A 17,342-nucleotide genomic window follows, 5' to 3' on the forward strand; every position below is an offset into this window, starting at 1 on the left:
TTGCCGCTACCGGCTTTTCAGGCCGACCTCACATAATCGAACCGGCGGCTGCTCTGATCCAGTGAGCGGAAATTCCCGACCTGCGTTCCCTGGGTCGGGCAGAGGAGGGTCGTGCTCTTGACCATCGAGGTCGCATTCTCCGGCCGCGCCGCGTCTTCACCGCTGTCGGCCATGCGCAGGGTGGCGGTGAATCCGCCCGACGAAATGACGGCGTACAGGCCCTCACCGTTCCCGAGCCGGGCGCTGCGAAAAGTGAGGCCGCCCGCTCCGTCGAAGCTCAGCACGGTCCCGGGTTCACCCTCGACGGCGAATTCCCCGCGGTAATCCCCCAGGCTCGATCCGCACGTGCCCGCGGCCGCGCTGATCGGCGCGTTCGCGGTCATCGCGGCGGAAACCGCCAGCGTGAGCGCCGCCGCGACGGCGATCCTCGAACCAGGTCCAGCAGCCATTGCGCGTCCCTCCCGGTCGGGTCTTTCCGGCAGTCCACAATAGAAGCGGACGAAACACCCCCGGACACGCCGGTTCGTAACCGAAACGTGGTTTGGCACAGTCCATAACACAATAGTCCGAAAACACGCCGTTTCGACCGATTAGTTTGTCTGTGCCACAGTGGAATTCACCCAACCGTGTACACGATCAGCAGGTCGCGACATTCCGGCGATCCGGCAATACCACGAATTTTGTTGAGCTGGTTGTAGCGTCGTACGACATGACGCAAAAGAAAGCGATCGGCCTGCTCGTCAGTGCGTTCGTTTGTGCGGCCGTATTCACCATGAACCCGTCCGCGGCATGGGGATCCGGCGATGTCGGGACGCCCGGGTCGGCGCCCGGAGCGGTGGCGCCCAACGTCCCGGCCGGCAATGGACCCGCCGCGGTCGCGCCGGAGCGGATCGTCCCCGCCCCGCCGCCCGCCGGCGCCTTCCTCTGCCCGACCCCCTGATATTCCCATCCACCACTACCCCCGAAAAGTCCACCCCGACCAGCTCGTGCCGCGCCCGCCGGAAATCGGGTCCGCGGCACGAGCAATTCGGCTTTGACGGGGAATTCAGGCCGCCAGCGCCGACGACAGCCGCCGCAACTCCGCAACCGGCTCGGCGACATCCACCACCAGGCGCGTGAAATCCGCGCCCGCAAGTTCGATCAGCACGCCCTGACCGTCGAAACGGGTATCCCAGAACTCCTTGCGGCCCTTCCCGCGGAAGATACCCGCGGCGATCACGCCCGGGAAGAACGTGCCCGGCGTCCGCAGCCACGGCGGGCGCAGATCCACGGGGGCGGGCGCGACGGCGGTGACCTGGGCCAGGTCGAAGCTCACGTGGTCGCGCAGCGCGAGCAGTTTGTGCGCGCCGGTGACCCGCGCCGTCACAGTGGTTCCGGTGACCTCGAATTCGACCATTCCGCACCTCGCACGCTCGCCCGACACTGTCTGCCATCCACAGTGCCGGGCGAATCTGGTCGTAGCCTGAGGGTTTCCTGACGCTTCTCTCAGGCTTGCGCGAGCCGCCGCTGACGGGGCCGCGGACAGCCCGAGCGGGTCCGCTGTCAGTCGGTCGGCAGGGTGATGTTCTCCGCGGCGGCCTTGGCTGCCACCTCGGCGGGGAAGATATTGCGGAACAGGTACAGGTCGCGGCCGAGCTTCCAGCCGGGCGCGAGCGCCACCGCGTACCGCTCGAAGTAGCCGAGCTGCTTGCCCATCAGCACCAGCTGCTGCGGGCCGGACGCGCCGCGGCGCTTGCCGAACTCCAGCAGACGCGCCGAGACCAGGCCCAGATCCAGCTTGTCCAGGCTGCCCGAGAGCACCGGGCCCAGCGCTGTCGCGAGCTGCCGGCCGATGGTGGCGTCGTCGCCGCTGTCGTCAGCGACCAGGTCCAGGGCGCGCAGCGCGCGAGCCACCGGCCGGAAGTCGTTGTCGATGGAGCTGGCGTAGAACAGCGCGCGCACGAACTCGCGCCATTCGACCTCCATCCGGCCCACGATGCCGAAGTCGAGCATGGCCACCCGGCCGTCGTCGAGCAGCCACAGGTTGCCCGCGTGCACGTCGCCGTGGAAGACCCCGTGCACCGCAACCGATTCCATCCATGCCTTCACCAGGCGGCGGATCAGCAGTTCGGGCTCAGGGTGAGCCTCGCGGATGTCGTCGAAGCGGTCCAACGGCATGCCGCGCATGCGCTCCATGCACAGCACCCGGGGCGCGCAGAAGTCCCAATACACCTCGGGCACGGCCACCTTGGTGTTGTCGCCGAAGGCCGACAGCTGCTCGCGGGCGCGAGCCTGGTTCTCGGCCTCGATCAGGAAGTTCAGTTCCGCGACCGTGGCCTCGTACAGATCCCGCACCACCGCTTGGGTATTGGCGACGCGGGCGTTCTCCGACCGCTTCTCCAGGGTGCGCGCCAGCCGCATGGCCGCGCGCAGGTCCACGATCATGCGCCGGGCGATCTCGGGCCGCTGCACCTTCACCACCGCGGGACGGCCGTCGGGCAGCACGCACGCGTGCACCTGGGCGATGGAGGCGGCCGAGAGCGGTTCGTCGTCGAACTCGAGGAACAGCTCCGAGATCGGCTTGCCCAGATCGGCCTCGATGATGGCGCGCGCGTCCGCGGCCGCGAAGGGCGGGACGTCGTCGAGGCAGCGCAGGCAGGCGTCGGCCAGCTCGCGCGGGAAGGCGCCGGGCGAGGACGCGATGAGCTGGCCCAGCTTCACGAACATCGGGCCGAGCGTCTCGAAACCGTTCACCACGCCCTCGGCCGCGGCGCGCTTGCGCTTGGCCGGGCGCAGGCCCCCGCGCAGCACGCTCGACACCACCGAGCCGCCCAGCACCGCGCCGACGACCGCGGTCCGCCGCCACTCCGAGAATCCGAAGGTGTCCAGGTCGGGCCGGATCACCTCGGGCGTTCCCGATCGCACAGTCATAGGTGAGCTCACGGGCGGCAGTGTATCGCTGACGGCGGGGGACTTCGCGCCACGGGCGGGGCCCGGCGCGGGATGAGACCGAAGCTCGACCGGCGCGAGACCGGGCACATAGCCCGGCGTTCACTGGTTAGGAAGGGGACGCGCACGGTACCGTGGGCGGTCGAGTCGCGATCCGGCTCGACGCGGGCCCCGATCGAGCCCGGCCATTGACGGTGAAAGGCAAGACCTACGTAATGACGGGTACAGCGGAAAAGCTGGCGGAACTGCGCAAGCTTCTGGAGATCGCCGAGGAACCGACCGGTGAGAAGGGTATCCAGAAGCGACTTGCCAAAGGCGTCGCCAGCGCCCGAGAACGGGTGAACATACTGCTGGACCCGGGCAGCTTCGTCGAAATGGGCTCGCTCATGCGCTCGCCCGGCCAGCCGCACGCGCTCTACGGCGACGGCGTGGTCACCGGTCGCGGCCTGATCGACGGCCGCCCGGTCGTGGTCATCTCCCACGACTCGATGGTGCAGGGCGGTTCGGTCGGCGAGACCTTCGGCCGCCGCGTCCGCCTGGTCATGGAGTTCGCGTACAAGAACGCCTGCCCGGTCGTGGTGATCAACGACTCCGGCGGCGCCCGCATCCAGGAGGGCGTGACCGCCCTGGCCTGGTACGCCACCATGTGCCGCCTGCAGGAGGACCTGTCGGGCTTCGTGCCGATGGTCGCGGTCATGTTCGGCAAGTGCGCGGCCGGCTCGGTGTACGGCCCGGTCAATATGGACGTGCTGGTCGCCACCGACGACTCGTACATGTTCGTCACCGGCCCCGAGGTCATCAAGGGCATCACCGGCGAGGACATCAGCGCCGAGGAGCTGGGCGGCGCGGCCGTGCAGGCGCGCAACGGCCTGCTGCACCACGTGGCCCGCACCGAGGTCGACGCGCTCAACTGGGCCCGCGAGTACCTCAGCTACCTGCCCAGCAGCTGCATCGAGGAGCCGCCGGTCATCAACCCGGGCCTGGAGCCGGAGATCACCGACTCCGATCGCGAACTGGACCGGATCATCCCGGACTCCGATCGCCAGGGCTACGACATGCACGAGGTGCTGCTGCGCATCTTCGACGACGGCGCCTTCCTCGAGGTCGGCGAGGCGGCCGCGCAGAACCTGATCACCGGATTCGCCCGCGTGGACGGCCGCCCGGTCGGCGTCATCGCCAACCAGCCCATGGTGCTGGGCGGCGCGCTCGACGCGGCCTGCTCGGACAAGGGCGCGTACTTCATCCGCCTGTGCGACGCGTTCAACATTCCGCTCGTCTACGTCGTCGACACCCCGGGCGTGCTGCCCGGTGTCGAGGAGGAGCGCAACGGCGTCATCAAGCGCGGTGGCCGCATGTTCCGCGCGCTGATCGAGGCGACGGTCCCGATCGTCACCATCGTGACCCGCAAGGCGTACGGCGGCGGTTACGCGGTCATGGGCTGCAAGCAGCTCGGCGTGGACGTCAACCTGGCGTGGCCGACCGCCCGCATCGCGGTCATCGGCGCCGACGGCATGGTGACCGTCACCGGCAAGAAGACCCTCGCGGCAACCCCGCCCGAGCAGCGCGAGACGGTCCGCCGGCAGATGGTCGACTTCTACAACGCGCTGATCGACAACCCGTGGGTGGCGGCCGAGCGCGGCTACATCGACGCGGTCATCGAGCCCTCCGCTACCCGCCTCGAGATCCGCAAGGCCCTGCGTCTGCTGCGTGACAAGAACGCGGTCCGCAAGCCCAACCCGCGCAAGCACAACCTCTTCCCGATGTAGAAAGCGCTGCCCGCGTTCAACACTCGTTGGGCGCGGGTATGCCTTGCAATCGCTGGTCGAGCCAGGTGAGGGATTCGGGGTAGCCGGTGGCGGCGGCGATGAAGTGTTCGCCGAGGACGCTGCGGTAGACGGCGGGCACGCCCAGGTCGCATTGCTCGCGGTAGAGGTTCTTCGCGCCTTCGGCGGGGACCCAGAATTCCTGTTCGCCGTTGAAGATGAACAGCGGCACGGGCGACTTCTTGCCGTCCATGCGGGTGACGGCGTAGATCTCGTGCGCCAGATCGCTGTCGAGCGGATCGGGGATATTGGCGGCGACGTCGATGGGCAGCTGCAGCACGCCCGGGAGCGCGAACACCTCGCTGCACTGACTGTTGATCAGCGGCGAAGTCGCCACCCACTGCGCCAGGTGGTTCATCCGGGCCAGGATCTCGGGCCGCTCCCGGCCGATGCCGAACACCGCGCCCAGGAACACCCCCGAGGCGAGGTTGGCGTTCATCGAGCGCGCCAGGATGCTGAAGTCCGCGGGCACCCCGCCCAGCGCCGCGCCGACCACCACCTCCGACAGTTCGGGGGCGTACTCGGCCATCACCTTCACCGCGCCGTTGGTGGCGATGGCCCCGCCGGAGTACCCGATCATCCCGAACTTGCTCTCGCCCAGCTCATCCGGCAGGTAGCCGCGGGTCGCGCGGATGGCGTCGAGGATGGCGTGCCCGGCCACGGTGGGCTCGGCGTAGGCCATGCGCGGGCCCTCGTGGTCGGTGATGAGCACGGCGTAGCCGCGCAGCAGCGCCAGCTGGGTGGTGGGCAGCACGTAGCCGGTCAGATTGGCGGCCCGGGTGAACCCGTGCGCGAGCGTGTATCCCGGGTTGCAGTCGCGGCCCAGCGCGTCGATGGGCAGATTGTTGACCACCACCGGCCGCTGTCCCGGCCCGGTCCACTGCCCGATCGGCAGCACCAGACTGGCGATCCCGTAGGACGGCTCGTCGTGAGAGTCGTTGGTGCGGTACTTGAACTGGAGCACCTGCCGCACCGGCACGATCAGAGTCGGTGCGGCCGTGGCGGTTACGTCGCGCACCGCGACCATGCCCCCCGGATCCAGGGTGTCGAGCCCGGCGGGCCAGTCGTCGATGAACGGATCGCCGATCGGCGCGGGCATGGTGGCGGCCCGCAGCGCCGCCAGATCCGGTGCCAGCTCCGGCGTGTCGACCAACGGGGACTCGGCGGGGGCCGGGGCGAGGGCGGGCGCCGGGAGCAGCTGGTCGATCCAGTGCTGGATATCGGGCAGGGAGATGCCGGGCGGGTTCGGCGCGGCTCCGGGCTCGGGTGGCTGCGCGAAACCCGGTGCGGCGCAGTACGTGAGGATCACGCAGCAGCCGATCGTCAAGGCACCGGCCAGTCTTCGCAAGCGACTCAGCACAACTCCCCCACGAATCGGTCGGTCGGTGGTCCGCGAAGCCTACGGGGACACACGACTGCGACACTCGGGAGTGGTCGGTTCGACGCCAGTTCGAGACCGGTCCGTGCCCTGACCGGACCGCGTGTCACGCCCATCCCGTCATCGATTCGCGATCTCGCGGACCGATTGCCGAGAGCGCCGGCGGATCACAGCCGCTTGCGCATCACCATGTCGAGCTGGGCGTTGCTGATCTGGCGGCCCGCGTTGGACACCGAGGTCACCATGCAGCTGCCGAAGGACCCGATCCGGTCGAACAGCGTGGCCACACCCACCGCCAGGCCGTGCTCGCTGAAGTGGCTGTCGGCCTCCACGCCGATCTCGGTGCCCTCGGGCTGCCGCGAAAGGCCCAGCGTCATATCGGTATTGATGAACCCGATGCCCTTGTCGCCCCAGTTGGTCATCATGCTGGTCGCCTCGGCCACCACCGCGACCCGTACGAACGGGCTCAGCTCCTCACCGGTCACCACCCGGATCGGGTTCTGCCAGGTGCGCTTGCGGTCGGCGTTCTCGTGGTCGGTGGGCACCGAGTTCCACACCGGCGAGCCCTCGCCGCTGTTGAACAGCGGCGTCTGCGGCAGCGCCGAGGGCGGGGCGATCTCGAGCGAGGGCGGCTGCGGTTCCCGCTCCCGCCGCCACAGCTCCCCCGGCGGCTGTTCGGACGGCTGCAGCAGCACGGCGGTGGCGCGCGCGGCGACGGTGCCGCCCTGCACCACGCTCACGTCGGCGACCCGGATCCGTTTGCCGTCGCGCACCCGCACCACCGGGGTGGTGGTGTGCTCGAAGCGGGCGGCGCTGAACAGGTCCACGGTCAGCCGCACCGGCACGAAACCCTCGGTGGCCTGGGTCCGTTCGAGCTCGCGCGCCAGCAAGCCGGTCAGGGCCGGCCCGACCACCTGCGCCGAGGACCACTGGCTGGCCGCGAACGACGTCGGGAAGAACCCGCCGTCCACCTCGTCGAAATACGCGGGCACATCCACCACGGCACCGGCTCCCGTCCACTCGAATCGATCAATCCACTGTTCCCAGAGCTAACACAGGCGTGAAACCCGTTTCAATCCGGGGCCCGCTGGGTGGGTGATCGAGTCTCCCGCCGGGCGGGTGATCGACTCACGGATTCAGCGGGCCGGGGCACGGGTACGCCATCGACATGGTCCGCGCCATCGACCGGCTGCTCGGCACCCTGACCCTCGCCGTACAGACCCTGCAGGACAACGACATTCCCTGCGCCCTCACCGGGGAGTGCGCGGTGTACGCCCGCGGCGGTCCGGTGACCGAGACGCCTCCGGAGGTCGACGTGCTGCTGCGCCCGTCGGACCTGCCGCGCGGGGTGCTGCTGCTGTCCGCCGCGGGCCTGCGGCCGCCACGGGGGACCGAGTCCGAGCGGGCCACGCTCTACGACGGCGGGGTGCGGCTGGATCTGGTGTTCGGCACCGATCGCCGCCCCGTCACCGACGCGCTGCTGGCACGCGCCGAGCGGCTGCCCATCGGGCCGATCGCGGCGCCCGTGGTGACGGTGGCCGACTTCCTGGTGGACGAACTGACCGTGGCCGATCCGCAGCGGCTGGATTTCACCCGGCTGCTGCACATCGCACGGGAATTGCGTGCACAGGTCGACTGGGAGCTCGTCAGGACCGGAACCGCGGCCGCACCCTACGCACGCGCGTTTCTCGGCCTGCTGGACGATCTGGGCATCACTGACGGCCACGACGGTGCGCGGGCGGGCACGTCGTGATCGACCGCGCGGCCCGGGTGATTGTGTACAGGGGGCGACACCGCGTGATTCGGCCGACCCTGGTCGGGTATCCGCTTGTTATCGGTTCTGCATTACCTCCGGAGAAAGGACAGTGATGTTGCCTGTCACTCCGTACGCCTACCCCGTCGCCCACATTCCGCCGGACGGCGCCCACATTCCGCACGGCGGCACCCCCAATCGGCCGGGCGGCGCCGACCGGCCGCCGGACGAGACCGCCAATCGGCCGACGGCCATCCAGAATCTGCCGGGCCCGATTCTGACCGCCGCCGGAATCGTGTCGATCGCATTGACTTTGACCACCGCCGGGTACGGTGAGCTCGCCTGGAGCGCGCTGTGCGGGCTCACCGGGGTGCTCTGCCTGCGTTTCGGAATCGGCCTGATGGTCCTCGAACAAGATCGGATCAAAGCTGCGAAGATCCAGGACAGGGCACATCACGGCGATATTTGATCTTCAGCGAATTCCTGGATAAAGCGGAACAGTCGTTTCCCTCCAGAACTTTCGATCGGAAGTACTGGGAAAGCCCTGCTCGGGGCGCATTACAACCTTTCGCCAACCATCGTTTCGCAAACTCATAGCATCCCGAAAAGCACTCTGACACTGCGAATTCGATGTTGCAGATGTACTTGCATCTGCGCAACGCACGGTCATAGACTCGTCGTTGCAAGGCACCAATAGGGGACAACCAGAGAGCCGAGCGGTGAATCACCGGCGATTCTTCGCCCACGGTCAGCCGTCGGCCTGGCGTCAGGGGCGTTCGAATGAACCAGCCAATCAACCTCAGCCGACTCGGGTTTGCCGACAGAAGTCAGCCGGAGCAAACCTATTCACGTGAGACGGCAACCGCTTTCGTCATCCGCCAGGTCGAATCCACCGGAGCGGCCACTCGGTATGATTTCGACATCGAGCGGATCGTCACCACGGCACACGCCATGGTGAACGACTGGGATCTGCACCATATGCAGCCGGAGGCGTTCTGGCGGATCGCTTCCAGCTTCATCAGGCAGTAACCGAATCCGGCCGTGTCGCAGACCCGCCCGGTCCGCGGCACGCTGATAGGGGCCCCGTGAGGGGCCCCTTATCCGTCTGCGGGGTATCCGCGGGGCAGCAGGCGCGGGGTCCTTACGGCCCCGCGCGGCGCTCAGTCGAGCTTCTCGGCAATCTTCGCCAGCTCTTTGCGTGAACGCTCCGGCGGCTCCGCCTGCACGCTCAGCTGATCCATCACCTGCCGGTACAGCTCGAGGTCCTCCCGGCGATCCAGATACAGCGCGCTGGTGAGCTGCTCCAGATACACGATGTCGGGCAGTTCGGCCTCGGCGAAGCGGAGCATGGTGAACGAGCTTCCCGCAGCCGCGTGGCCACCCGCCCCGTACGGCAGGAACTGGATGGTGACGTTCGGGCGCTTGGAGATCTCGATGAGGTACTCGATCTGACCGCGCAGGACGCCCGGCCCGCCCACGGGACGGTGCAGGACCGCCTCGTCGAGCACGGCCCAGAAGCTGGGCGCGCCATCGCGGGTGAGTAGCTCCTGCCGACGCCGGCGCAGCGAGACGCGGCGCTCCCCATCCACATCGTGCCCGAGGGCAACGACCGAGCGAGCGTAGTCGGGGGTCTGCAGCAGACCCGGAACCAGCTGTCCCTCGTAGGTGCGAATGGATTTCGCCGCGTGCTCGAGCCCCAGATAGGTTTCGAACCAGGAAGGCAGCAGATCGCTGTAGCGGTGCCACCAGCCCGGCTGATTCGCCTTGCGCACCAGATCCAGGAACTGCTCGCGCTCGCCGGGATCGTCAACGCCGTACAGCGTCAACAGATCCCGGATATCGCGCTCCTTGAATCCGGTGCGCCCGAGTTCCAGGCGACTGATCTTGGCGTGGGACCCGCGGATGTGTTCACCCGCGGCCTCCCGCGTGATTTTGTTGAACTCCCGCAGCTTTCGTAGCTGGCTGCCCACCGCGATTCGCAGTGCGGTCGGGCCGCGTTCGGCGACAGCGGAATCCGCCTGCAGGTGGGCAAGGGGTTCTGCGATCATGAGGTCCACTCCGATGCTCGGGTTTGCCGGCAGTGGACTCACAACGGCTAGTCGCGAACCACCGCGCCGATTGCCAATGCTACCGCTCAGCGCGCGAGGTCGTCGAACTCTCCACTCTTCGCGCCTTGCAGGAAGGCATCGATCTCCGGGCGCGTGTACACGATCAGCGAGCCTTCGGGGTCGCGCGAGTTGCGCACCGCGACCTGCCCGTCGGCGAGCGGGGCGAGTTCCACGCAGTTTCCACTGGGATTGCTGAAGGTGCTCTTGCGCCACAAGAGATTCGAGCGATCGATCGAGGTTGCCGAGATGTCCGTCATTTCAGACTCCTTGCCAGTACCGCCCGCAGACGGTGGTCCCAGTACTTGCAATTGTTCGATCAGATGTACTTACAGTTGCAACCGCAAGCACGACGATAGCACGCAGGTAGCCCATGATCGATGGCCTCGAGGCGGCACATCCTTTGCAACACAACAGATTTGATCTTGGAAACCCATGTCCAAGAGCGAAGTTGCGAAGAGGGGCAGGAGAATTCGGGTCAGTTCGTCCCGTTCGCCCGATTGTTCCGGGACCCTTTGCCCGAAAGGTCACGTGACGCCGGAATCTCTCCTCGACACCCGTGACGAGCGTGCAGATGTGCTTGCATCTGCACGATCCGAACTTCTAAACTCGGTGCACCAATCCCCCACTCGGCCAGAGGCATCCCATGACGCAGATGCTCGTCCGTCCCACCGATACCGCCGCCCGCGGCGACCAATCCGGTGACTGCGAGGCGGAACCACGCACCCTCACCTACCGCCAGGCCCGCGCCCTGCTCCGCGCGCACGACCAGCACTTCGCCTGCCGGCAGTATCTGGCCGCCATAGCGTACCTGTCCGCCGACAACGACGTGGACTGACCGTACCGGGCGCGCGCACTATTGCGTTCGCGTCGATGCCCGATGACGAACAAGAGCGCGACTTCCCTTGCGTGACAGTGGGTCCGGCGAGTACCCCGGAGGGTGAATTGCCCCCACGTGGAAGAGCGCCGAGATGTTTCTTATTGCCGCCCACGAGCTGCTGACCCAGATTCAGCACGCGCAGATCGTCGATCCCACCCCCGAGACCCCGCCCGCGGCCGACAAGCTGATGCGGCTGGTCCGGTATTTCACCTGGTTCGTGCTGCTTTCCGGAGTCCTCGCCATCACCTACGCGGGCGGTCGCTTCGCGTGGGAAAAGTGGAGCGGCAGCGGTTTACAGTCGCCCAAACAGGTGGCCGGGGCGCTCGTCGGTGGCATTGTGGCGACGAGCGCGGGCACCATCATGAACGCGGTAATCGGTCAATAGCTCCCAATTCGGGCGCTGGAAATCGCCGAAAATTCTGCCAAGAGGGGTTGTCTGGGACGAGACCGACCCGTCGGCTGGAACTCACGCGGTCGCGGCCACCACACCGGCGGCGCCGGATCCGGCCACACCGACCAGTTCCTCGAAGCGCACCACCACTTTCCGGTGGTACATGCCGAACAGATCCTCGAACAGCGCGAGCTGCGCCTGACTCGGACCGGCGTCGGATTCCCACACCGCCACCAGCGCCCGCCACACCAGCACGTGCAGATCCGGGGAGACCGCGAAGTACGCCTCGACCGCCGCCGGCACCTCGAGCACCATCTCGCCGATCGAGTTGAGCACCGCGCGCTGTACCGAGAGCCCGAGTGCGGTGAGCATCCGGCGCAGCAGCCCGAGTTCGATGCTCAGCATCCGATACGGGTCCGGGTCCGCGCCGCGCGCAAGGGTTTCCAGCTCGTCGATCGCGGCCTTGAGTTCGGCCGGATCGAGCGGGCGCTCGCTGCCGGTGTAGGCGAGCAGCGCCTCGAGTGCGATCCCGCGTTCCTCGTCGACGATATTGCCGAACATCTCCGCGGCGATCTCCGGTTCCGGCATGGACAGCCGGAACAGCCGCCCGTACACGTCCACGCCGCCCTCGGCGCGCACATCGCGGATCACGAATCCCTTGCCGCGGTGGGCGTCCACGAAGCCGTAGGATTCCAGCCGGCCCAGAATCAATTGCGCTGTCGCACGATTGAGGTCGAACTCCTCGGCGACCTGGCGGACGGACGGCATCAGACCACCGGGCTCGTACTCCCCGGATGCCACGCGGCGCGCCAATTCGTCGGCAACGTCGGCGACGACCGTCCGGTCTCCCATCGTGTCACCTCTCCAAAACCCTCGATTACGTCCCAGACAGTCTAGGTGGTTGTTCGATCAACCGCACAAGTCTTCGAATCCGCAGGCAGCGGGGCCGGACAGTCCGGTATCTTTACGAATTCTCTACGGCATGGGGCTCCGATTCTCCCGGTTTTCAGACCTAGGCTGCGGAGCGTGGTTTCACCGATCGACGTAGCCAAACGACTCGTGCTCGGACGGCCGTTTCGCAGCGATCGGCTCGGCGAGACCCTGCTGCCCAAGCGGCTCGCGCTGCCGATCTTCGCCAGCGACCCGCTGTCCTCGGTCGCCTACGCCACCCAGGAGATCCTGCTCATCCTGACCCTGGGCGGGCTGGCCTACCTGCACCTGACACCGGTGGTCGCGGCGGGCGTGGTGGTGCTGCTGGCCGTCGTGGCGCTGTCGTATCGGCAGGTGGTGCAGGCATATCCTTCCGGTGGCGGCTCCTACGAGGTGGTGGCCGAGAACCTCGGCGCGCTGCCCGGCCTGGTGGTGGCGGCCGCGCTGCTGGTCGACTACGTCATGACCGTGGCGGTGTCGGTGTCGGCCGGCGTGGACAACATCATCTCGGCGGTGCCCGACCTGAACGCCTACCGGGTGATCATCGACCTGGGGTTCATCGTCTTCCTGACCGCCATGAACCTGCGCGGTGTGCGAGAGTCCGGCCGCGCCTTCGCGATTCCCACCTACGGGTTCGTCCTCGGGGTGTTCGCGCTCATCGTGGTCGGGCTGGGGCAGACGCTGCTCGGGCACAGCCCGGTCGCCGAGAGCGCCCACTACGAGATCCACGCCGAGCAGGTGGGCCTGTCCACCGCCGGGGTCGCCTTCCTGCTGCTGCGGGCCTTCTCCTCCGGCTGCACCGCGCTCACCGGCGCGGAGGCCATCTCCAATGGAGTGCCCGCCTTCCGCAAGCCCAAGGCGCTCAATGCCGCGCGCACCATGACCGCCATGGGCGTCATCGCCATCGCCATGTTCTCCGGGGTGACGGCGCTGGCCATGATCACCAAGACCCGGGTCACCGAGAACACCTGCGACATCATCGGATTCGCCGGGGACTGTCACAACGACGCGCAGAAGACCGTCATCGCGCAGATCTCGGCGGCCGTGTTCGGCGGCCACTCGCTCGCCTTCTACTACCTGATGGTCACCACGGCGCTGATCCTGATCCTCGCCGCCAACACCGCCTACAACGGCTTCCCGCTGCTGAATTCGATTCTCGCGCAACACCGCTACATGCCGCGACAGCTGCACACCCGCGGCGATCGGCTGGCCTTCTCCAACGGCATCATCCTGCTGGCGGTGGCGGCGGGGACGCTCATCTACGCCTTCGACGGGTCCACCACCCGGCTCATCCAGCTCTACATCATGGGCGTGTTCACCTCGTTCACGCTGTGCCAGACCGGCATGGTGCGGCACTGGAACCGGGAGCTGCGGACCGCGCAGAGCTCGGGCGAGCGGCTGCGAATCCACCGGGCGCGCTTCATCAATGCCTTCGGCGCCTGCTTCACCGGTGTGGTGCTGCTGGTCGTGATGATCACCAAGTTCACCCACGGCGCGTATCTGGTGGTCATCGCCATGCCGATCCTGGTGGCCATCATGTGGCTGATCCACCGGCACTACACGTCGGTGCGGGGCGAACTGGCCATCGATCCGGCCGAGCTGGAGATGCTGCCGGGGCGGGTGCACGCGCTGGTGCTGGTGTCGGGCTGGCACAAGGCGACCCAGCGGGCGGTGCAGTTCGCGCGCGCCACCCGGCCGGACACGCTGATGGCGGTGACGGTCAATGTGGACGACAGCGATACCCGCGACCTGGCCCGGGATTGGGAGCGCTTCGGGGTCGGCATCCCGCTCAAGGTCATCGAATCGCCGTACCGGGAGATCACCCGGCCGGTACTCGACGAGATCAAGCGGCAGCGCAAGTCGCGACCGCGGGATGTGGTGAGCGTGTTCATCCCCGAGTACGTGGTGGGCCGCTGGTGGGAGAACCTGCTGCACAACCAGAGTTCCCTGCGACTCAAGGCACGGTTGCTGTTCGAGCCGGGGGTGATGGTGACGAGCGTGCCCTGGCAGCTGCATTCGTCGCGCTTCCGCGCCACCCCGCGCGAGGAGCACACGCCGGGTGAGGTCCGGCGCGGCATCACAAGGTCGGGCGGCCGGGCCTGATCGTCCGGCGCCACCGGCCCCCTGTGTGCGGCGCCCCTATCCGCCGTCGGTGTCGTGGGCGCCCTCGAGGTTGCCGGCCCACCGCTCCGACCACTCCCACACGCCTTCCAGCGCGCGGCCCAACTCCGTACCGGCGGTGGTCAACTCGTAGGACTTGTCGGGGCGCTTGAGCACGACCCCGGCGTCGGCGAGCCGCTGCAGGCGCACCGACAGCATGCTCGACGAGCAATTGCCCATGCGGCGGCGCAGTTCCAGGAAGCCCAGTGCGCCCGGCTCCAATTCCCAGATCACGCGCAGGATCCAGCGCTGGCCGAGCAGGTCCATGGCGGCCAGGAGCGGGGCGGCCGAATCGTCGGCGCGGCTGTTGGCGGGCGGTGGCTGACTTGCGCTTCTCATTTCGAAGTACCAATGTAGTGCTTCTGAATTAGAAGCACTCTGGTGGATGGAGGTCGCGCATGACTACGACGACAGGGACCGGACGGCGCATCGTGCTGGTCACCGGGTCCTCCCGCGGGATCGGCGCGGAGACCGCGCGGGTGCTGGCGGGCCGGGGCGACCACGTGGTCGTGAACTACCGGGAGAAGCGCAAGCGCGCCGAGACGCTGGCCGCCGAGATCGCCGCCGCGGGTGGCAGCGCCTCGGTGGCGGGCGCGGATATCGCGGATCCCGAGAGCGCGCGGGCGCTCGTCGAGAGTGTGGTCGCGGAGTTCGGCCGCCTGGATGTGCTGGTGCTCAACGCCTCCGGCGGCCTGGAGCGCGATGCCGCGCCCGACTACGCCATGCTGCTCAACCGCGACGCCCAGACCGGGCTGGCCGCGCTCGCGCTGCCGCATCTGCCCGCGGGCGGCCGGATCGTGTTCGTCACCAGCCACCAGGCCCACTTCTCCCCCACCCGCCAACCCCCGCCCGGCTACGAGCAGATCGCCGCGAGCAAGCGGGCCGGTGAGGACGCGCTGCGTGCCATGGCCGGCGAATTCGCCGACCGCGGAATCGGTTTCACCGTGGTGTCCGGCGACATGATCGACGGAACCATCATCGTGCGCCTGCTCGAACGCCGCGACCCCGACGCGGTCACCGAGCGCCGCGACCAGGGCGATCTGCCGACGGTCGAGGAATTCGCCACCGCGGTCGCCGACGCCACCACCCTCGACGCGCCACGGGGCCACACGGTCTACGTCGGCGGCCGGGACTTCCTGTCGACCGCACCCGCCGCCTGCCACGGCTGACCCGCGCGCAGCGGCCACGGCCACAACCGCGGCGCACCATCGATACTCCGGGTGGCCGCGTGCCGCGCCCACCTCAACGGCCCGCCGGTCGCACTATGGTGCGAGTCCGGGAGGCATGCGTCCCGACAGCCTGCGCCTGTTCGCCCAACGCCCCGCCATCCACGACGAACACATCCTCACCGCCGTCATCGACGCCACCGCCACCCACGACCTCGCCCGGGGCCGGGAACGCGCGCGGGGCACGGGGTTTGCCGGGACGCGGGCCCGTGCGGGTGCGAGCCGGGTCGAGCGCGAGCAGGGTCAGCTCAGCGGGCGTCAGCGGCCAGGCCGAGTCCGAGCGCGACGAGGATCGCGGCCAGGGTGCGTTCGATGCGGTGGCGAATGCCGGTGCGGCGCAGCCAGGTTCCGGCGCGGTCGGCGGCCAGGACGACGCCGACGCACCACGAGGTGTCGATGACCAGTTGGATGGCGGCCAGGATGAACACCGTCGGCAGCACCGGGCCGCTGCTGGGCAGGAACTGCGGCAGGATCGTCAGGCCGAAGACCGCAGCCTTGGGGTTGGCCGCGATGGAGATCAGCGAGGCGCGGAAGGCGGCCGCGGGCGTGCGGCCGCCCGGGAGCGCGGCGGTCAATGCCGCGCCGAAGGCGTCGTCGGCGCGGGCCCCGCGGTCGCCGCGGGTGCCGCGCCAGGCCTGGATGCCCAGCCAGATCAGTACGAGCGCGCCGATCAGATGGATGCCCACGTTCAGGACCTGGTTGGCCACCAGCAGCGCCGACAGTCCCGCGCCGCCGGCGACCGTCCACCCGAAGATCCCGATCTCGTTGCCCACCACGGCCGCCAGCCCCGCGGCGCGGCCGTCGCGCACCGACCGCTGCAGGAACAGCGCGGTGGCCGGTCCGGGCAGCGCGGCCAGGATGAGCGAGGCGAGGGCGAAGGCGGGCAGCACCTGAATCCAGTGGGGCATGCCTCGATGCTGACATACCACCCCATGGCCTCGGCCAGCGGTTTTCGCCAGAATGCCGTACTTCACACCCCTGATCGGCACGTCAGCGCGTACACGCCGACTCCTCGCGAGGTCCCAGCATCGGGGCCTCCTATGCGGCCAGGCGACAGTGCCCCCGCCGGACCAGTCGCGCCCAGTGCCGGACCAGTCGCGCCGAGCGCCCAGCACCCAGCGCGCAGTGCGCAGTGCGCAGTGCGCAGTGCGCAGTGCGCAGTGCGCAGACGATGCCTAGGCCACGGGTTCGGGAAGCATCGTCTCAACCGGTCACACCGGCCGGAGCCGCCGGCCCTCGCCGGTGACCCCCTACTCGCTGCCGGCGCGCCCCTGGCCGACTACACAGCCGACTCGAACTCGGTCCGGCATCCGCGGTAGCGAAATCGATTGGTCAGGCGTGCCGGGCTGCGGTCGCGGGGACGATCATGGTGGTATCCAGCACGGAACGGGTAACGCCGGGGTGAGGAGGTGCGGCGATGGTCAACGATGTGGAGAAGCGGTGGAACGATCCGGAGATGCTGCGGCACGCGACCCGCTACGTGGTGAGCGTGCTGGGGATCGCCGTGACGGGCGGCGTGATCGTGCTGGTGTGGGCCTCGGCCCGGGATCGGTGCCTGAACGCGGGGTCGGTGCTGTGCGACGGCACCTCGAAGGTGGTCGTGGGCCTGGTGCCGGGCGGGGTTCTGCTCGCCGGCGGCATTCTCGCGCTGGTGCTCGCGTACCGGGCGTGGCGGGCCGGGCGGGCGTGGCCGATCTGGCAGGGCGTGGGCTGGTTCCTGTTCACGCTGATGGTCGTCTATCTGGGCATCGTCGGCTCCCAGGGCTGA

The 17,342-nt window shown here is 68.4% G+C and carries 20 protein-coding genes; 10 read left to right on the forward strand and 10 right to left on the reverse strand.

Annotated elements, in window-relative coordinates; all coding sequences use genetic code 11:
- Positions 1-17 precede the first annotated feature (17 nt).
- Positions 18-383 (reverse strand): hypothetical protein, encoded by a 366-nt coding sequence (locus ACFRAQ_RS26430; protein ID WP_379104206.1) that lies wholly within the window; start codon positions 381-383, stop codon positions 18-20.
- A 326-nt stretch (positions 384-709) separates the two neighbouring features.
- Here ACFRAQ_RS26430 and ACFRAQ_RS26435 point away from each other — a divergent pair, with 326 nt between their 5' ends.
- Entirely contained in the window at positions 710-940 is a 231-nt protein-coding gene (locus ACFRAQ_RS26435) for a hypothetical protein (RefSeq protein ID WP_379104208.1), read from the forward strand.
- 105 nt (positions 941-1,045) lie between these two features.
- Here the strand turns inward: ACFRAQ_RS26435 and ACFRAQ_RS26440 are convergent, their stop codons facing one another.
- Both ACFRAQ_RS26440 and ACFRAQ_RS26445 read right to left on the reverse strand, forming a co-directional pair.
- Positions 1,046-1,396: a hypothetical protein gene (locus ACFRAQ_RS26440; protein WP_357084789.1), complete on the reverse strand. Its 351-nt coding sequence runs from the start codon at positions 1,394-1,396 to the stop codon at positions 1,046-1,048.
- A gap of 146 nt (positions 1,397-1,542) precedes the next feature.
- The gene (locus tag ACFRAQ_RS26445) at positions 1,543-2,910 is read right to left on the reverse strand and encodes an ABC1 kinase family protein (RefSeq protein ID WP_379104951.1); all 1,368 of its coding nucleotides are present in this window, start codon (positions 2,908-2,910) and stop codon (positions 1,543-1,545) included.
- A gap of 233 nt (positions 2,911-3,143) precedes the next feature.
- Between ACFRAQ_RS26445 and ACFRAQ_RS26450 the strand changes: the two genes are divergently transcribed.
- Positions 3,144-4,694, forward strand: a complete 1,551-nt coding sequence (locus ACFRAQ_RS26450) for an acyl-CoA carboxylase subunit beta (RefSeq protein WP_379104211.1) — start codon at positions 3,144-3,146, stop codon at positions 4,692-4,694.
- A gap of 16 nt (positions 4,695-4,710) precedes the next feature.
- Here the strand turns inward: ACFRAQ_RS26450 and ACFRAQ_RS26455 are convergent, their stop codons facing one another.
- Complete coding sequence (locus tag ACFRAQ_RS26455; RefSeq protein WP_379104213.1) at positions 4,711-6,060, reverse strand: lipase family protein; 1,350 nt, start codon at positions 6,058-6,060, stop codon at positions 4,711-4,713.
- A 236-nt stretch (positions 6,061-6,296) separates the two neighbouring features.
- On the reverse strand, positions 6,297-7,130 hold the full coding sequence (locus ACFRAQ_RS26460; protein WP_379104215.1) for an acyl-CoA thioesterase domain-containing protein: 834 nt from the start codon (positions 7,128-7,130) through the stop codon (positions 6,297-6,299).
- Between the two features lie 167 nt (positions 7,131-7,297).
- Between ACFRAQ_RS26460 and ACFRAQ_RS26465 the strand changes: the two genes are divergently transcribed.
- The 3 genes from ACFRAQ_RS26465 (at position 7,298) to ACFRAQ_RS26475 (ending at position 8,911) form a co-directional block, all read left to right on the forward strand.
- Positions 7,298-7,882 (forward strand): hypothetical protein, encoded by a 585-nt coding sequence (locus ACFRAQ_RS26465; protein WP_379104217.1) that lies wholly within the window; start codon positions 7,298-7,300, stop codon positions 7,880-7,882.
- A 115-nt stretch (positions 7,883-7,997) separates the two neighbouring features.
- The gene (locus tag ACFRAQ_RS26470) at positions 7,998-8,351 is read left to right on the forward strand and encodes a hypothetical protein (RefSeq protein ID WP_379104219.1); all 354 of its coding nucleotides are present in this window, start codon (positions 7,998-8,000) and stop codon (positions 8,349-8,351) included.
- 311 nt (positions 8,352-8,662) lie between these two features.
- Complete coding sequence (locus ACFRAQ_RS26475; RefSeq protein WP_213554958.1) at positions 8,663-8,911, forward strand: hypothetical protein; 249 nt, start codon at positions 8,663-8,665, stop codon at positions 8,909-8,911.
- 131 nt (positions 8,912-9,042) lie between these two features.
- Here ACFRAQ_RS26475 and ACFRAQ_RS26480 read toward each other — a convergent pair whose 3' ends face one another.
- Positions 9,043-9,930: a helix-turn-helix transcriptional regulator gene (locus ACFRAQ_RS26480; protein ID WP_357084772.1), complete on the reverse strand. Its 888-nt coding sequence runs from the start codon at positions 9,928-9,930 to the stop codon at positions 9,043-9,045.
- 86 nt (positions 9,931-10,016) lie between these two features.
- Positions 10,017-10,247 (reverse strand): DUF397 domain-containing protein, encoded by a 231-nt coding sequence (locus tag ACFRAQ_RS26485; RefSeq protein ID WP_379104222.1) that lies wholly within the window; start codon positions 10,245-10,247, stop codon positions 10,017-10,019.
- 386 nt (positions 10,248-10,633) lie between these two features.
- Between ACFRAQ_RS26485 and ACFRAQ_RS26490 the strand changes: the two genes are divergently transcribed.
- Together ACFRAQ_RS26490 and ACFRAQ_RS26495 are read left to right on the forward strand one after the other, a co-directional pair.
- Positions 10,634-10,825 carry a hypothetical protein gene (locus tag ACFRAQ_RS26490; protein WP_379104224.1) on the forward strand — a complete coding sequence of 64 codons (192 nt, stop codon included), beginning with the start codon at positions 10,634-10,636 and terminating at the stop codon, positions 10,823-10,825.
- A gap of 133 nt (positions 10,826-10,958) precedes the next feature.
- Positions 10,959-11,252, forward strand: coding sequence for a hypothetical protein (locus ACFRAQ_RS26495; RefSeq protein WP_357278156.1), 294 nt, complete (start codon positions 10,959-10,961; stop codon positions 11,250-11,252).
- Positions 11,253-11,333: 81 nt separating this feature from the next.
- Here ACFRAQ_RS26495 and ACFRAQ_RS26500 read toward each other — a convergent pair whose 3' ends face one another.
- Positions 11,334-12,110, reverse strand: a complete 777-nt coding sequence (locus tag ACFRAQ_RS26500) for a GntR family transcriptional regulator (RefSeq protein ID WP_379104226.1) — start codon at positions 12,108-12,110, stop codon at positions 11,334-11,336.
- 174 nt (positions 12,111-12,284) lie between these two features.
- Here ACFRAQ_RS26500 and ACFRAQ_RS26505 point away from each other — a divergent pair, with 174 nt between their 5' ends.
- A complete protein-coding gene (locus ACFRAQ_RS26505) occupies positions 12,285-14,291 on the forward strand; it encodes an APC family permease (RefSeq protein ID WP_379104228.1) in 2,007 nt (668 codons plus the stop codon).
- Between the two features lie 36 nt (positions 14,292-14,327).
- Here ACFRAQ_RS26505 and ACFRAQ_RS26510 read toward each other — a convergent pair whose 3' ends face one another.
- Complete coding sequence (locus ACFRAQ_RS26510) at positions 14,328-14,687, reverse strand: winged helix-turn-helix transcriptional regulator (RefSeq protein WP_379104230.1); 360 nt, start codon at positions 14,685-14,687, stop codon at positions 14,328-14,330.
- 59 nt (positions 14,688-14,746) lie between these two features.
- On the opposite strand from ACFRAQ_RS26510, the gene ACFRAQ_RS26515 reads away from it, so the two are divergent.
- On the forward strand, positions 14,747-15,517 hold the full coding sequence (locus ACFRAQ_RS26515) for an SDR family oxidoreductase (protein ID WP_379104232.1): 771 nt from the start codon (positions 14,747-14,749) through the stop codon (positions 15,515-15,517).
- Between the two features lie 305 nt (positions 15,518-15,822).
- Here ACFRAQ_RS26515 and ACFRAQ_RS26520 read toward each other — a convergent pair whose 3' ends face one another.
- Positions 15,823-16,482, reverse strand: a complete 660-nt coding sequence (locus ACFRAQ_RS26520; RefSeq protein WP_379104234.1) for a LysE family translocator — start codon at positions 16,480-16,482, stop codon at positions 15,823-15,825.
- 509 nt (positions 16,483-16,991) lie between these two features.
- On the opposite strand from ACFRAQ_RS26520, the gene ACFRAQ_RS26525 reads away from it, so the two are divergent.
- Positions 16,992-17,342 carry a hypothetical protein gene (locus ACFRAQ_RS26525; protein WP_379104236.1) on the forward strand — a complete coding sequence of 117 codons (351 nt, stop codon included), beginning with the start codon at positions 16,992-16,994 and terminating at the stop codon, positions 17,340-17,342.

This window comes from Nocardia sp. NPDC056611 (genome assembly GCF_042792755.1).
Lineage (GTDB): Bacteria > Actinomycetota > Actinomycetes > Mycobacteriales > Mycobacteriaceae > Nocardia.

Coding starts and splice junctions, on each gene's coding strand:
- ACFRAQ_RS26435 (WP_379104208.1), top strand. CDS start 710: ATGACGCAAAAGAAAGCGATCGGCCTGCTCGTCAGTGCGTTCGTTTGT.
- ACFRAQ_RS26490 (WP_379104224.1), top strand. CDS start 10,634: ATGACGCAGATGCTCGTCCGTCCCACCGATACCGCCGCCCGCGGCGAC.
- ACFRAQ_RS26450 (WP_379104211.1), top strand. CDS start 3,144: ATGACGGGTACAGCGGAAAAGCTGGCGGAACTGCGCAAGCTTCTGGAG.
- ACFRAQ_RS26485 (WP_379104222.1), bottom strand. CDS start 10,247: ATGACGGACATCTCGGCAACCTCGATCGATCGCTCGAATCTCTTGTGG.
- ACFRAQ_RS26440 (WP_357084789.1), bottom strand. CDS start 1,396: ATGGTCGAATTCGAGGTCACCGGAACCACTGTGACGGCGCGGGTCACC.
- ACFRAQ_RS26470 (WP_379104219.1), top strand. CDS start 7,998: ATGTTGCCTGTCACTCCGTACGCCTACCCCGTCGCCCACATTCCGCCG.
- ACFRAQ_RS26515 (WP_379104232.1), top strand. CDS start 14,747: ATGACTACGACGACAGGGACCGGACGGCGCATCGTGCTGGTCACCGGG.
- ACFRAQ_RS26430 (WP_379104206.1), bottom strand. CDS start 383: ATGACCGCGAACGCGCCGATCAGCGCGGCCGCGGGCACGTGCGGATCG.
- ACFRAQ_RS26480 (WP_357084772.1), bottom strand. CDS start 9,930: ATGATCGCAGAACCCCTTGCCCACCTGCAGGCGGATTCCGCTGTCGCC.
- ACFRAQ_RS26500 (WP_379104226.1), bottom strand. CDS start 12,110: ATGGGAGACCGGACGGTCGTCGCCGACGTTGCCGACGAATTGGCGCGC.
- ACFRAQ_RS26525 (WP_379104236.1), top strand. CDS start 16,992: ATGGTCAACGATGTGGAGAAGCGGTGGAACGATCCGGAGATGCTGCGG.
- ACFRAQ_RS26495 (WP_357278156.1), top strand. CDS start 10,959: ATGTTTCTTATTGCCGCCCACGAGCTGCTGACCCAGATTCAGCACGCG.
- ACFRAQ_RS26510 (WP_379104230.1), bottom strand. CDS start 14,687: ATGAGAAGCGCAAGTCAGCCACCGCCCGCCAACAGCCGCGCCGACGAT.
- ACFRAQ_RS26465 (WP_379104217.1), top strand. CDS start 7,298: ATGGTCCGCGCCATCGACCGGCTGCTCGGCACCCTGACCCTCGCCGTA.
- ACFRAQ_RS26445 (WP_379104951.1), bottom strand. CDS start 2,910: ATGACTGTGCGATCGGGAACGCCCGAGGTGATCCGGCCCGACCTGGAC.
- ACFRAQ_RS26520 (WP_379104234.1), bottom strand. CDS start 16,482: ATGCCCCACTGGATTCAGGTGCTGCCCGCCTTCGCCCTCGCCTCGCTC.
- ACFRAQ_RS26475 (WP_213554958.1), top strand. CDS start 8,663: ATGAACCAGCCAATCAACCTCAGCCGACTCGGGTTTGCCGACAGAAGT.